Source organism: Luteimonas sp. e5 (assembly GCF_054031035.1).
In genome coordinates this window covers 181228-195738 of sequence record NZ_JBSTRX010000003.1, presented here as the reverse complement: position 1 = coordinate 195738, position 14511 = coordinate 181228, and the positions used below count along the sequence as shown (strand labels likewise).

13 protein-coding genes and 1 tRNA gene are annotated in these 14511 nt (G+C 61.6%); 10 read left to right on the top strand and 4 right to left on the bottom strand.

Annotation, left to right across the window (positions count from 1 at the left end; translation table 11 throughout):
* Positions 1-22: 22 nt before the first annotated feature.
* A complete protein-coding gene (locus tag ACW11F_RS10000) occupies positions 23-493 on the bottom strand; it encodes a GNAT family N-acetyltransferase (RefSeq protein ID WP_456996757.1) in 471 nt (156 codons plus the stop codon).
* 1 nt (position 494) lies between these two features.
* Positions 495-1181 carry a cAMP-activated global transcriptional regulator CRP gene (gene crp / locus ACW11F_RS09995; protein ID WP_456996756.1) on the bottom strand — a complete coding sequence of 229 codons (687 nt, stop codon included), beginning with the start codon at positions 1179-1181 and terminating at the stop codon, positions 495-497.
* A gap of 134 nt (positions 1182-1315) precedes the next feature.
* Here crp and speD point away from each other — a divergent pair, with 134 nt between their 5' ends.
* On the top strand, positions 1316-2107 hold the full coding sequence (gene speD, locus ACW11F_RS09990) for an adenosylmethionine decarboxylase (RefSeq protein ID WP_456996755.1): 792 nt from the start codon (positions 1316-1318) through the stop codon (positions 2105-2107).
* Between the two features lie 231 nt (positions 2108-2338).
* Here speD and coq7 read toward each other — a convergent pair whose 3' ends face one another.
* A complete protein-coding gene (gene coq7, locus ACW11F_RS09985; RefSeq protein ID WP_456996754.1) occupies positions 2339-2983 on the bottom strand; it encodes a 2-polyprenyl-3-methyl-6-methoxy-1,4-benzoquinone monooxygenase in 645 nt (214 codons plus the stop codon).
* Between the two features lie 185 nt (positions 2984-3168).
* Here coq7 and rplM point away from each other — a divergent pair, with 185 nt between their 5' ends.
* The 6 genes from rplM (at position 3169) to maiA (ending at position 6967) form a co-directional block, all read left to right on the top strand.
* Positions 3169-3597, top strand: coding sequence for a 50S ribosomal protein L13 (gene rplM, locus ACW11F_RS09980; protein ID WP_456996753.1), 429 nt, complete (start codon positions 3169-3171; stop codon positions 3595-3597).
* Positions 3598-3607: 10 nt separating this feature from the next.
* Entirely contained in the window at positions 3608-4000 is a 393-nt protein-coding gene (rpsI, locus tag ACW11F_RS09975; RefSeq protein ID WP_456996752.1) for a 30S ribosomal protein S9, read from the top strand.
* A 274-nt stretch (positions 4001-4274) separates the two neighbouring features.
* Positions 4275-4349, top strand: a tRNA-Gln gene (locus tag ACW11F_RS09970).
* A gap of 66 nt (positions 4350-4415) precedes the next feature.
* Positions 4416-5195: a 2OG-Fe dioxygenase family protein gene (locus ACW11F_RS09965; protein ID WP_456996751.1), complete on the top strand. Its 780-nt coding sequence runs from the start codon at positions 4416-4418 to the stop codon at positions 5193-5195.
* Positions 5196-5308: 113 nt separating this feature from the next.
* The gene (locus tag ACW11F_RS09960) at positions 5309-6298 is read left to right on the top strand and encodes a fumarylacetoacetate hydrolase family protein (protein ID WP_456996750.1); all 990 of its coding nucleotides are present in this window, start codon (positions 5309-5311) and stop codon (positions 6296-6298) included.
* 9 nt (positions 6299-6307) lie between these two features.
* Positions 6308-6967: a maleylacetoacetate isomerase gene (gene maiA / locus ACW11F_RS09955; protein ID WP_456996749.1), complete on the top strand. Its 660-nt coding sequence runs from the start codon at positions 6308-6310 to the stop codon at positions 6965-6967.
* Positions 6968-7000: 33 nt separating this feature from the next.
* Here maiA and ACW11F_RS09950 read toward each other — a convergent pair whose 3' ends face one another.
* Positions 7001-8146, bottom strand: a complete 1146-nt coding sequence (locus ACW11F_RS09950; RefSeq protein WP_456996748.1) for a PilT/PilU family type 4a pilus ATPase — start codon at positions 8144-8146, stop codon at positions 7001-7003.
* A 295-nt stretch (positions 8147-8441) separates the two neighbouring features.
* Between ACW11F_RS09950 and ACW11F_RS09945 the strand changes: the two genes are divergently transcribed.
* The 3 genes from ACW11F_RS09945 to ACW11F_RS09935 are packed head-to-tail and all read left to right on the top strand — an operon-like array spanning position 8442 to position 13946.
* Entirely contained in the window at positions 8442-9212 is a 771-nt protein-coding gene (locus ACW11F_RS09945) for an ABC transporter permease (RefSeq protein ID WP_456996747.1), read from the top strand.
* Complete coding sequence (locus tag ACW11F_RS09940; RefSeq protein ID WP_456996746.1) at positions 9202-10494, top strand: ABC transporter ATP-binding protein; 1293 nt, start codon at positions 9202-9204, stop codon at positions 10492-10494. Before ACW11F_RS09945 ends, ACW11F_RS09940 begins: the two co-directional genes overlap by 11 nt.
* Complete coding sequence (locus ACW11F_RS09935; protein WP_456996745.1) at positions 10491-13946, top strand: glycosyltransferase; 3456 nt, start codon at positions 10491-10493, stop codon at positions 13944-13946. Before ACW11F_RS09940 ends, ACW11F_RS09935 begins: the two co-directional genes overlap by 4 nt.
* The last annotated feature ends 565 nt before the right edge of the window (positions 13947-14511 follow it).

The window sequence follows — 14511 nt, the reverse complement described above, 5'->3', positions numbered from 1 at the left end:
CAGCCACGTTGCGTTTCGTGGCTCAGCAGCCCAGGTGCTTGACGAAGCGCAGGGTGCCGTCGCTGTAGCCGCAGGCGCGGTAGAACGCGTGGGCGTCGGTGCGCTGCGAGCCGCTGGTGATTTCCAGCCGTGCCGCGCCGGCCAGACGCGCGCGGCGCTCGGCCTCGCGCAGCAAGGCGCGTCCCAGGCCGCGGCCCTGGGCTTCGGGCGTCACCACCATCGCGGTGATGCGGCAGGTGGTGGTGCCCAGCGGCAGGTAGTACATGAAGTCCAGCGCGATCAGGCCGCAGACCACGCCGGCCTCGCGTGCCAGCACCAGTGCCTGGCGATCATTGTCGAGGATCGCGTGGATGCGCTCGCTGGCCTCGTCGATCTCGCAGGGATAGCCCAGCGTGTTGAGCAGCAGGGCCACGTCGTCGGCGTCCATCGGCGAGGCGCTGCGCAGGTCGAGTCTGTCGATCTCGTGCATCCGCTCGGTCTCCGGACGATCCATCTCAGCGCGCGTCGTACAGGACCAGGGTCTTGCCGCGTGCATGCAACTTGCCGTCGGCCTGCAGCTTCTTCAATACCCGTCCTGCCATCTCGCGCGAACAGCCCACCAGACGGGCCAGTTCCTGGCGCGAGATGCGCAGCTGCATGCCTTGCGGATGGCTCAGTGCGTCGGGTTCACGTGCGAGATCGTGCAGGGTGCGCCAGATGCGGTTGGTGACATCGAGGAAGGCCAGGCGGCTGGCCTTGCGCGTGGTGTCGCGCAGACGTCGGGAAAGCTGGTCGGCAATGCCGTACATCAGTCGCGTCGCATCAGCGGCCAGCGCACCGGTCAGCAGCTGCTGGAACTTCTGCGTGTCGATCTCGGCCAGATCGGTCGCCACCCGCGTGCGCAGCGTCACTTCGCGCGGCTCGGGCTCGGTGAACAGCGACATCTCGCCGATGAATTCGCCGGGGCCGAAGTAGCCGAGGATCAGTTCGCGGTCATCCTCTTCTTCGGCGATGATGCTGACCGAACCTTCGACCACGTAATACATCGTCCCGGCCGGGTCGCCCGGACGGAACACGTCACTGCGTGAGGGAAAGCGGCGGCGCTGGGTATGCGCGAGGAAGCGCTCGATGACGCCGGCATCGGGGGCCAGCGCGGAGGTCTGTTGACGCAACGCGAGGCTGAGGGGGGAAGGCAGGGTCATGGCAGCAGATGCGGCTGAATAGACAGTGAAGCTTATGCCCTTGCATGCCGCGCCGCAAACGACTGCATCCCATTCCGCGACAGTGCACGAGGATTCCCGCATAATTGCGTCTTTCGCGTTCCCGGAGCACTGCCGTGGTCAAGCCACTGCCGCGCCTGAAGCTGCAAGGTTTCAACAACCTCACCAAGTCCCTGTCGTTCAACATCTACGACGTGTGCTACGCCGTGTCCGAGGACGAGCGCCAGCGCTACATCGAGTACATCGACGAGCAGTACGACGCCGATCGCCTGACCCAGATCCTGACCGACGTGGCCGAGATCATCGGCGCCAACATCCTCAACATCGCGCGCCAGGACTACGACCCGCAGGGCGCGTCGGTGACGATCCTGATCTCCGAGCAGCCGGTGATCGACAAGGCCGACGCCAAGGGCGTGATTTCCGAGGCCGTGGTCGCGCACCTGGACAAGTCGCACATCACCGTGCACACCTACCCGGAGACGCACCCGGACAACGGCATCGCCACCTTCCGCGCCGACATCGACGTCTCCACCTGCGGCGTGATCTCACCGCTGAAGGCGCTGAACTACCTGATCGAGTCGCTGGAGTCCGACATCGTCATCATGGACTACCGCGTGCGCGGCTTCACCCGCGACATCAAGGGCAAGAAGCACTACATCGACCACAAGATCAACTCGATCCAGGATTACCTGCACAAGAACATCAAGTCGCGCTACGAGATGCTCGACGTCAACGTCTACCAGGAAAACCTGTTCCACACCAAGATGCACCTCAAGGACTTCGACCTCGACCAGTACCTGTTCGAAGAGAAGGCCCGCAACCTCTCGTTCAAGGAGCGCATGAAGATCGAACAGCGCCTGAAGCGCGAGATCGAGGAGCTGTATCAGGGGCGGAATTTGACGGACTAAGGGCGAGGAGTGAGTGCAGAGAAGTGAGGAGTGAGAGGGATCAGCTGGCTCTGCACAACTGAGCGCAGCGGCCTTTCCCGGATACATAACCGTTTTCTCGCCGCTCGACGATCTAGCGCCTCCATCTGGATGCGTCCAGCAGACGAAGCGAGGTGATGCAGAGTGGCGACTGCGGTGATCACTCCACGCACACCCGCCTTTCTCTCACTTCTCACTCCTCTCCACTCACTCCTAGATTCTGTACGCAACCGTCTTCATCACCCGCGACGCCGCGGCCATCAGCGACGGGATCGGGTCGGGCAGCACGCGGGCGCCGGCGGCTTCGGCGGCATCGGCGTGGCGGATTTCGTCTTCCTTCATCTGCTCGAGGATCGCGCGGCTGCGTTCGTCCTCGTCCGGCAGTTCGCGCAGGTGCTCGTCCAGATGCGCCTCCACCTGGCGTTCGGTTTCGACCACGAAGCCGAGGTTCCAACCATCGCCGCGCAGGCCGGCGAGGGCGCCGATGGCAAAGCTGCCGCCGTACCACAGCGGGTTGAGCAGGCTCGGGCGGCTGTCGAGCTCTTCCAGACGCTGCGCGCACCACGCGAGGTGATCGGTTTCCTCCTGCGCCGCATGCAGCAGTTGCGCGCGTGTCGCCGGGTCGCGCGCCACCGTGGCCTGGCCGATGTAGAGCGCCTGGGCGCAGACTTCGCCGACGTGGTTGATGCGCATCAGGCCGGCCGCGTGGCGGCGCTCGTCCGCGGTCATCGGCAGTGGCGGATGCACTTCACCGGGATTGGGACGCTCGGCCAGTGGCTGGCCGAACACGGTTTCGATGGCGTTCTGCGCTCCGGCCAGCAGGCGGTCGAGCGCGCTCAGGTGTCGAATGCTGTCCATGCGTGCATTGTGCGCCATGCCGGCTTGCGTCGTCGTGCATGCCGGGTGGCTTGCGCGTGGCGGCCAGGAAGGGCTACAATTCCGCCTCTTTGCCCGCCGCAAGGCCCGGGCAGGGATACAACGCGAGGTGAAGTTCCGCGGCCGCGCCGCGCAACCAGCCCGACCATCCACCCGAGAGTCACACCATGAAGACCTATTCCGCAAAGAACGAGACCGTCCAGCGCGACTGGTACGTCGTCGACGCCGAGGGCAAGACCCTGGGCCGCCTGTCCACCGAACTGGCCCGCCGCCTGCGTGGCAAGCACAAGCCGGTCTACACCCCGCACGTCGACACCGGCGATTACCTGATCGTGATCAACGCCGAGAAGATCGCCGTCACCGGCAACAAGCTGGCCGACAAGAAGTACCACCGCTTCACCGGCTACATCGGCAACCTCAAGACCGAAACCCTCGGCCAGGCGCTGGAGCGCCACCCCGAGCGCGTGATCGAAACCGCGGTCAAGGGCATGCTGCCGAAGAACCCGCTGGGCCGCGCCATGTTCCGCAAGCTCAAGGTCTACAAGGGCGCCGAACATCCGCACGCTGCGCAGCAGCCGCAGGTCCTGGACATCTGAGGTCGACATCATGGCTATCCAACAGAATTACGGCACCGGCCGTCGCAAGTCCTCCACCGCCCGCGTGTTCCTGCGCAAGGGCGAGGGCAACATCACCATCAATGGCCGTCCGCTGGACGAGTTCTTCGGTCGTGAAACCGCGCGCATGATCGTGCGCCAGCCGCTGGAACTGACCCAGTCGGTGGACAAGTTCGACGTCATCGCCACCACCACCGGCGGCGGCACCACCGGACAGGCCGGTGCGATCCGCCTGGGCATCGCCCGCGCGCTGGTCGAGTACGACGAAACGCTGAAGAGCGAGCTGCGCAAGGCCGGCTTCATGACCCGCGATGCGCGTGAGGTCGAGCGCAAGAAGGTCGGTCTGCACAAGGCGCGTCGCGCCACGCAGTTCTCCAAGCGCTGATCCATCCGCAGCGTGGCGGCGTCGTGGCGGCTTGCCGGTACCGCAGTACAGGCGGCGCCACCACTCCTTGCCACGGGGCGCCTGTCCACGCGCTTGTCGCGCTGGGCAGCCGATCGCCCGCTGGCGGTGTTGTGGCAGCTTGCCGGCACTCTCGATACAGGCAAGCTGCCACGCCTGGCCAGCGAACGATTGCGACGCGTGGCCACGCATGGTTGGAATGATGCTTCGATTGTGCGTGCATGCGGCCGAAAGTCGCGGTAAAATCTGCTTTCACAGCCCCGTAGCCAAGTGGTAAGGCATCTGACTCTGACTCAGACATTCGGTGGTTCGAATCCATCCGGGGCTGCCAGTTCCAAGCCAAGAAAGCCCGCCTGCCAAGGCGGGCTTTCCTGCTTTTCAAGCAAAGGATTTCTCGATGGTCGCCAGCTTTCCGCCGCCCTATACCTCGCCGGCGCATCTGACCCGGATGCTGCAGGCGCATGGCAGCGCGGCGCTGGCGGCGGATGATCTGGCAACACTGTGCGGCACCCGCGTGCAGGCGCTGGACGAGCTGGTGCCCAGCTGGGACGACCTGCCAGAAGATGCCTATCTGCGCGACGACGGCCGCTATCGGCATCGCCGCCATGGCTGCTATCTGGTCGAAGATGGCCGCTTGCGCCCCGGCCCGCGCCGCGCCCACTACCAGCCCACCGAATACAACGCCCTGCATGGCGGCATGCAGCGCTGGTTCGAGCCGATCACCGACGCGGTACAGTCGCACCCCGCGTTCCAGGCCCTGCTGCTGGGCCTGAGCGCGCAGTGCTCGGCGCTGCGCCCGGTGCCGCGCTGGCATATCGAGGCGCACCAGTTCCGCATCGACACCGGTGCCGGCATCGGCCGGCCGACGCCGGAAGGCGCGCATCGCGATGGCGTGGACTTCGTCGCGGTGATCCTGATCGCCCGGCATCAGGTCATCGGTGGCGAAACCCGGGTGTTCGCCGCCGACCGCCCCGAAGGCCAGCGCTTCACACTGTGCCAGCCGTGGAGCCTGTTGTGGATGGACGATGCGCGGATGATCCACGAATCGACCCCGATCCAGCCCGCCGGCGAGGCGCCGGGGCATCGCGACACGTTGGTGCTGACCTGGCGCGCCGAGGGGTTTCTGGGCGATGACCAGATGGCCGAAGCGCAGCCGGACGCAACTGCAGGCGGTTGATCCGGCTGGCCTGGGCCGGCCGGCATCCGGGCGTGTGTGGGTCGTCGCGTCTTATTGGGAATGTCCGCGCTTGCTAGACTTGCGTGTTCATCACTGCGTGCGGCGGAGGCCCCATGAAGCTTGGATCGTTGAAGGAAGGTGGCCGCGACGGCACCCTGATCGTCGTCTCCCGTGACCTCGCGCGCGGCGTGCGCGCCGGCGACATCGCGCCGACCCTGCAGCGCGCGCTGGAGGACTGGTCCAATACCGCGCCGCGGCTGGTGGCGCTGTACGAGGCACTCAACGACGGCCAGGCCGAGGGCGCGTTCGACATCGACCTGCAGGCATTGGCCGCGCCGCTGCCGCGCGCCTACGAATTCGTCGACGGCAGCGCCTACCTGCCGCACGTCGAGCGCGTGCGTCGCGCGCGCGGCGCCGAAGTGCCGGAAAGCTTCTACACCGATCCGCTGATGTACCAGGCCGTCAGCGCCGGTTTCTACGGCCCGCGTGATCCGGTGATCGTGCCCAGCGAAGACTACGGCATCGACCTCGAAGCCGAGATCGTGGTCATCACCGACGACGTGCCGATGGCGGCCAACGCCGAACAGTGCGCCGACCACATCCAGCTGATCGGTCTGGTCAACGACGTCTCGCTGCGCAATCTGATTCCCGGCGAGTTGGCCAAGGGCTTCGGCTTCCTGCAGTCCAAGCCGCGTTCGGCGCTGTCGCCGGTGTTCGTCACCCCCGACGAGCTGGGCGATGCCTGGCGCGACGAGAAGGTGCACCTGCCGCTGCTGACCCACGTCAACGGCGAATGGTTCGGCGCCCCGGAAGCGGGCGAGGACATGCAGTTCAACTTCGCCGAACTGGTGGCGCATGCGGCGCGGACGCGACCGTTGTCGGCCGGCACCATCGTCGGCTCGGGCACCATCGCCAACCAGGACACCTCGCGCGGCGCCTCCTGCTTCGCCGAGCGGCGCACCATCGAGACGCTGGAAACCGGCAAGCCGGTGACGCCGTTCATGTCCTTCGGCGACCGCGTGCGCATCGAGATGCTGGATCGCGACGGTGCCAGCATCTTCGGCGCGATCGAGCAGGTCATCGAACCGCACGCCGCGCGCTGAGGGGTGGCGATGGATGCGTCGCTGACCCTGTATTCGTACTGGCGCTCCAGCGCCGCCTATCGCGTGCGCATCGGCCTCAACCTCAAGCAGCTCGATTACGTGATCGAGCCGGTGCATCTGGTGCGCGATGGCGGCGAACAGCGCGGTGAAGCCTATCGCGCACTCAATCCGCAGGCACTGGTGCCGGCGCTGGTGCACGGGGATCGGGTGCTGACGCAGTCGCTGGCGATCCTCGAATACATCGACGAGATCTGGCCGCAGCCCGCGCCCCTGCTGCCCGCCAGCGCCGTCGAACGTGCCCGCGTGCGCGCGCTGGCGCAGCTGGTCGCCTGCGACATCCATCCGCTCAACAACCTGCGCGTGCTGCAGTACCTCAAGCGCGAGCATGCGCTGGAGCAGGACGCCATCGATGCGTGGATGCGGCACTGGATGCAGCAGGGCTTTGCCGCGATGGAGCAGTTGCTCGCCACCACGCCCGGTACCGGCGCCTTCTGCCATGGTGATGCGCCGGGCCTGGCCGATGCCTGCCTGGTGCCGCAGCTGTACAACGCGCGGCGCTTTGCATTGGCACTGGATGATTACCCGACGCTGACGCGGATCGAGGCCGCCTGCCTCGCCTTGCCCGCGTTCGAGGCCGCACGCCCGGAAAACCAGCCCGACGCGGCCTGAGCCGCGTCACCCGATGTGTCGCAGGGGCCGCGCTCAGCCGCCGTAATTGCTGTCGTCGAAGCCCTGGGTGATGGCCGGCGGCGAGAACGTGGTGGCATACGGATCGTGCTCGCCCTGGCTGCCCTCGGACAGGCGGAAACGCAAGGCCAGCCCTTCGCGCGAATCGGCCGCGCGCAACGCCTCTTCCTGCTCGATGCGACCCTGCTTGTACATGGTGAACAGCGCTTGGTCGAAGGTCTGCATCTGCTCGGTCAGCGACTCCTCCATTGCCGGCTTGATCTTGTGCACCTCGCCGCGGCGCATCAGGTCGCGGATCAGCGGCGTGTTGATCAGCACTTCCACTGCCGGCAGGCGCTTGCCATCCACGCCCTTGACCAGCCGCTGCGAGATCACCGCATGCAGGTTCAGCGAAAGGTTCATCAGCACGTTCTTGTGCGCCGCCTCGGGGAAGAAGTTGAGGATGCGCTCCAGTGCCTGATCGGCATTGTTCGAGTGCAGCGTCGCCAGGCACAGGTGGCCGGTCTCGGAGAAGGTGATCGCCGCCTCCATCGTTTCCGCATCAAGGATCTCGCCGATCAGGATCACGTCCGGCGCCTCGCGCATCGCGTTCTTCAGCGCCACGTGGAAGCTGTGCGTGTCGATGCCCACCTCGCGCTGGTTGACCAGCGAACGCTTGTGCCGATGCAGGTACTCGATCGGGTCCTCGATGGTCAGGATGTGTCCGGTCTTGGTGTTGTTGCGATGGTCGATCATCGAGGCCAGCGTGGTCGACTTGCCCGAGCCGGTCGAGCCCACCACCAGCACCAGCCCGCGCGGCTGGTTGACGATCTCGCGCAGCACCGGCGGCAGGTGCAGCTCGTCGATCGAGGGGATCTCGGTGCGGATCGCGCGGATCACCATGCTGACGTCGCCACGCTGGCGGAACACGTTGACGCGGAAGCGTCCCGCATCCGGGATCGCCATCGCCATGTTCAGCTCCATCTCGCGCTCGAAGACCTCGATCTGCTCCCGATCCAGCAATGAATATGCGATGCGTTCCACCAAACCGGGCGGCAGACTGGTGGTCCCGAGCGGGTACAATCGGCCCTCCACCTTGATGTGGATCGGCGCACCGGTCGACAGGAACATGTCGGACCCGTGCTTTTCAGTCATGAGCTTGAGGAAGTGGGTGATGTCCATGCGGACCCCTGGTTCGCGAGACGAGAGGATAGCTTAAACTTTATTCTTGGTCGGAGCATCTGCGTGGGTTCGGCAGTTACCTCGTGCAAGCCCTCGCTCTGTTGCACCCGATTGGCACCGCGAATGCCCCAGATGCTGCTACTCGTCCATACATGAAAACGGGCCGGGTTGATTGTGCCAGCCGGTACGTGAGTGCACTATGCGCAATCGTTTTTGTGCATGCCGCTCATGCGTTGTTGGCCATTTGGATTGAGGACTGTCAGTGTCACTTCAAAGCATGTGGTCAGGTTTTCGCATGAAGTTCCGCCTTGCGTTCTCACTGGCAAGCCGGGATATCCAAAGCCGATATCGTGGATCTGCGTTCGGGCTTGTCTGGTCGGTATTTCAGCCCATCATAATGCTGTTGATGTATACGGTGTTCTTTACGCAGGTCTTTGGCGCGCGCTGGCGACCTGAAGACGAAGGCATGGGAACGTATGCGGTCGCGCTGTTCGTTGGGATTGTGATTCACGGTTTCGTGGCCGAAGCGCTGACCCGGGGCGGCGCCGTGATCCTGTCAAACCCAAATTACGTGAAAAAGTTGGCATTCCCGATTGAGATCATGCCATGGGCAGTTGCCATGGCCGCGTTGTTCACCGGGATCATCGGCATCGTGATCAGCATTTGCGCATGGCTGCTGATTGGCCAGGAGTTCAGTTCCGTGGCTTGGCAGTGGCCCTTGCTGCTGTTTCCGATCTTGCTGTTCACCGCAGCAACCGCGTTTATGTGCGCTGCATTAAATGTGTATGTGCGGGACTTTGGACACGTAACCTCGGTGCTGGTTACAGTCCTGCTTTTCACATCGCCTGTTTTCTTTCGATCAGACCAGATCGACGGTTGGTTTCGGAATGTGATTGAGCTCAATCCCTTGACCTTCCTGATAGAGCAGTCCCGCAATACCCTGCTTTTCGGAGAGGGGCTGGATATCGGCCGCTATGGCGGGTTCGTTGCCGGTACGGTTGTCTTTTATGCTGGCGCAGTCTGGTTTTTCAAACGGGTTTCACCGGGGTTTGCAGATGTCCTCTGACCAGCTGCAGCCCGTCGTCTCGGTCCGTTCATTGAGCAAGGGTTATGCGGTAACGCCCAAGCCATTCCAGCATATGTTGTCGCTGCTTTTTGGTCGCAGGCGTACGGAAGCAAGTTTCTTTGCGCTGGACAACGTGAGCTTCGAAGTCAGGTCTGGCGAGACGGTCGGGATCATCGGACAGAACGGCGCTGGAAAATCCACGCTCCTGCAGCTGATAAGTGGGGTTCTGGAGCCGAGCTCCGGAACGGCCGAGGTCAACGGCCGGGTTGCGGCCTTGCTGGAATTGGGCGCCGGATTCAACGTGGAGTTCACCGGGCGGGAGAATGCACGATTCAATGCCCGTTTGTTGGGGGTTCCCGAGTCGGAGTTCGAAGATCGTCTCGAGCAGATTTATGAGTTTTCCGAGCTGGGTGATTTCCTCGATCGGCCAGTCAAGACCTATTCCTCAGGCATGTACGTGCGACTTGCCTTTTCGGTAGCCATACACGTCGATCCGGCGCTGCTCATCGTGGACGAGGCACTTTCGGTCGGTGATGCCCGTTTCCAGGCTAAGTGCATGGACAGGATCGAGCAAATCAAGAATGCCGGCGCCACCATTTTGTTTGTCAGCCACGATGTTTTCGCGGTGCGCAAGCTCTGTGATCGCGCAATATGGCTTGACGGCGGCAAGGTCCGCATGGTGGGAGATGTCGTCCCTGTCACATCGGCGTATACGCGTTTCCTGTTTGAAACGAACGATGAGGAAGCCGGTCCCGACGATGTCAGCCTGAAGCAGGCAGCGGAAGATGAGCCGCGTGAGAGTGGCTGGGACGGCGTGCCGCTGGCGCACTGGGGTGCAGCGACAGGCACCATCATGGGCGTTGAAATGTATGCTTCGGGCCGGAAGGCTAGAGTGTTCAACAACTCGGAGAAAGCCCACATACGCATTTGCTGGCATGTGGGCCCGGATTTCGGTTTCGAAAATCCCAGTGTGGCGTTCTCGATCAAGGACACCAACGGAATCGATCTCATCGTCGCTTCGACATGGGACATGGGTGTTCGCTGGGATGTGGATGCCTTGCGCGGGACGACCATTTGTGTCGATTTCCGCCTGGAGATGGCATTGGCGCCAGGCGATTATCTCTTGGTGGTCGCGGTTGAGGATCATTCAGCCAGTCGAATCGACTATGTGGAATACATCGAGGGCGCCTGTTATTTTTCCTGTAATCATGAGCGTCGTATCCATGGCATGTTCGTCCCGCAAATTTCGTGCGCATTTACGACTCAGGAGGGTCGATCTTGACTGAGAACATCAACTCCAAGGAGTACTGGGAGCGTCGTTTCACCGAGGATTGGGTGGAGCTGGATGGCCCGGCGCAGAGTGCATACTTTTCAAGACTTGCCTTGGCGGCCATGCCAGACTGGCTGAAACAGCACATCAACGGTGACCAGCTCACCTTGTGTGACTGGGGCTGTGGAACCGGCGAAGGCACCGCTGCACTGCATTCACAGCTTGGAGTGCCCACAACGGGTATCGATTTTTCAGAAGAGGCGATAGGCATCGCGTCGAAAAAACACGTGGGAGACGGACTGGATTTTGTTGCCGAAGACTGGTTGGGCACTTCTCCGAGTGCTGGCGGACAATACGACGTCATATTTTCATCCAATACGCTAGAGCATTTCATCAACCCTTGGAGCGTGTTCGACGAAGTGGCGAGCCGGGCGTTGAAGCACGTCGTGTTGCTCCTCCCTTTCAGGGAGGAGCCCTTGAAACGCCACGAAGAACACTTCACCAGCTTCATCGAGTCATCCTTCCGCGTGGTCAGAGAGGGGTGGGTCTTGACCTGCGCCCGGATAATCGATACTTCTCGCGTGGACAGTAGATATTGGTCGGGCTCCCAGATCCTCGTCGTGTATTCGAAGGTGTCCGAGCTGAAGCATGTCGACTCGACCCTTGCCGAGATGGGTGTCGCAGGGGATGAGGCCCCGTGGCTTGGCAGCGCGCGGAAGGAGAATGAAATAGCAGGTATCGCTGGTCAGCTCGGTGAAATCAAGGGTCTGCAGGTGGGTCTTGGTTCCTATCTTTCCGACTTGCAACGACTGCAAGGCCATTCGCATAGTGTCACGGAGGCGGGGATCCGGGCGTTGGGCGAGTCGCTGCGGGACAGCCATGAAGCACTCGTGGCCAGAATGGAAGAGCAGGCCACTGCAAAGTTGCGGGGTATCGAATCCGAACTCTCGGACAAGAACGCTGAACTGTGCTTGCTCAAGTCGGAGCTTGCCGACAAGGACGGCGAGTTGGGTCTGCTCAAGTCGGAGCTTGCCGACAAGGACGGCGAGTTGGATCTGCTCAGGTCGGAGCTTGCCGCCAAGGAAGGCGAGTTGGGTCTGCTCAGGTCGGAGCTTGCCGAAATGAGCTGCGAGCTGAACCAGCTCAGGGTGGAGCTTCAGAGCGCAGCGGAGTCAATGGCTTCCCGTCTGGGGGCGAAACAGCACGAACTTGCGGAGGTCCGGAAGGAGTTGGAGCATGCGCACGCAGCCATGCACGCTCTTGAATCGAATCTGGTGAAGCGACTGGAGAAGCTCCAGCAACGAAACTTCCATCTTGCCGAAGTGGCCAGTCGTTACAACCGGATCGTGTCGAGCCGCTCGTGGAGGTGGATGGGCCCCCTGCGCAAGCTGTCGGCCGTGATAGAGCGCCGTACGATCGAGGAAATGCCGGCAGTACCCGCGCAGCAGCTTGTGCCATACGAGGCAGTGGATGTCCCGGTACAGCCGCGAGTGCCGGCCATGGACCTGCCGGAAGCCAGTGATCTGAAAACATTGGACGACGAGTATGTCGACAAAGACGGCTTTGATCCCGGGGTTTTCCTGTCAAGCCCGGGTCGGGGCTTGCCGGACGTATTCGTTTGGTCGGTAATCGATTGGCATTTCAGAACGCAGCGACCGCAGCATATCGCTCGCGCCTTGGCGGAGCGCGGCCATCGCGTATTCTACATCTCCAACAACTTCATCAATTCGGAAGAGCCCGGGTTTGCGGTAGAAGAGCTCGACTCCTCAGGCAGGCTTTTCCAGATCAACCTGCACCTGTCCGGGGCGCCGGCAATCTATTTCGACCCGGCAAGTGCGCACCAAGTTCGCCAGCTGAAGGCCAGCTTGTCTCGGTTGCTGGGATGGAGCAGAACCCGTTCATCGGTGTCCATCGCGCACCATCCCTATTGGTGGCCATTGGTTCGGGCCGTGCCAAATGCACGGCTGGTGTACGACTGCATGGATCACCATGCAGGCTTCGAGACAAACAACTCGTCCGTGCTGTCCGCGGAAGAACACCTGATGCGCGGGGCCGACTTGGTGGTCGTCACATCAGAATATCTGGAACGCGAGGTGCGCGCGCACAATCAAAGTGTTGCAATGATCCGGAATGCGGGTGATTTTGCCTTCTTCAACCAGGTTCCGGATTCCGTATACCGCGATGTCCAAGGGCGTCGCGTCATTGGGTATTTCGGTGCGATCGCGGAGTGGTTCGACCCGGAGCTGGTGCGTGCAGTCGCCATCGACAACCCCGATGCGGTGGTCTTGCTGATTGGCGCGGACAGCTCCGGCACCGGACAGGTTTTGGCGGACCTACCCAACGTCGTGATGACGGGCGAAGTGCCATACCGTGAGCTGCCCCATTACTTGCACGGATTTGATGTGGCGCTGCTCCCGTTCAAGGTCATCCCACTCACGCTCGCGACGAACCCGGTGAAGATCTACGAATACCTGGCTGCCGGCGTCCCGGTGGTCACTATCGATCTGCCGGAAATAGCGCAGTTTGGCACTCATGTTTACAAGGCCGATGATGCGGAAGGGTTCACCCGTTCAGTCAAGCTCGCGCTGTCCGAATCTGGTGAGCTGCGGGCTGGGCGGATTAATTTCGCGCGGGAGCAAACCTGGGCCGCGCGTGCAGCTGCTTTTGATAAAGCGGTTTCCAGCATTCCGGAGCCCTTGGTGAGCGTCATAGTCTTGACTTACAACAATTGGGCATACACCCGGGAGTGCCTGCGCAGCATCGAAGAGTATTCCGACTATCCGAACCTCGAGGTCATCGTCGTGGACAATGCGTCCAGCGATGAAACTAGGGAAGAGCTGCAGCGCTGGATGGACGAGGGCTCGTGTGCAGGTCATTCACGGCGTTTGATTCTGAATAATGACAACCTCGGATTCTCTGCCGGGAACAATATCGGCATGCAAGTGAGTAAGGGCGAGTACATCGTCATATTGAACAACGACACTCATGTGACGCCGGGCTGGGTGCGAGGGCTCTTGTCACCACTTCGCACCAATCCCGACGTCGGTTTGGTTGGGCCAGTCACAAATAATATAGGAAATGAAGCGAAGATTGACATCACGTATGATTCAATGACGGACATGCTGGAGCTTTCGGGTGAGTATACCCGCAGACATGCCGGAATTTCGTTTGATATCGATACTCTTGCCTTCTTTTGCGTCATGATGTCTCGTGCCACGTATGAGAAAGTGGGTCCGCTGGATGAAGAGTTCGGGGTCGGGTTCTTCGAGGATGATGATTATTGCCGCAGGGTCGAGAAGCTCGGACTCAGAAAGCTGTGCCTGGAGGACGTTTTCGTCCATCATCATCTTTCTGCAAGCTTTGATGCGCTCAGGGCGGAGCGCAAGAAGGAACTATTCCTGACAAACAAGGAAAAATACGAAAAGAAGTGGGGACAGTGGCAGCCGCATAGGGGGCGCTCGTAATTCCGGTCCTGCCAGCTGATTGTGTATAGAAACAAGTAGTCGTGCTTCCTTGGAGCCAAATAACCTTTTGTTCAAAAATTCTGACTTTATTCCTTGCTCCAGCATGTGCTGTCCACCTTGGGCGCGATGCAGTGGCGCCGATTTTCAGGGCTGCACCGTTCTTTTTGGCTAGGCTTTTGATATCCCCTTGCTTACGCCAACTGCAAACTGTATGACTGCTCGCCAGACGGACGAGTTGCCCCCGGCAGTAGCGTTTGTCGTTGGCAGCGGCTATCTTGATGGTCGGGTACGGTTTGAGAATGCAGTATTACGGGACGCTTATACCAGTCTGCTGATACAGGCTGACTTGTCCTGCAACACCCCTAAGGGTTGTGTACTTTAAATTACTCTCTTATTGAACATCGACATCTGGTACTAGGGAGACATGTGTAGCGATATGCGTATTGCCGGTCTTGCCAAGGCTTGTTGTGCCGACATCGACTGTCTCGGATGACTCGATGGTATCGTGCATCAGCAAGTCCAGTCCCGCCTCTCCTGTAACTGTGCTTCTTCGTGGGTGGAGCTC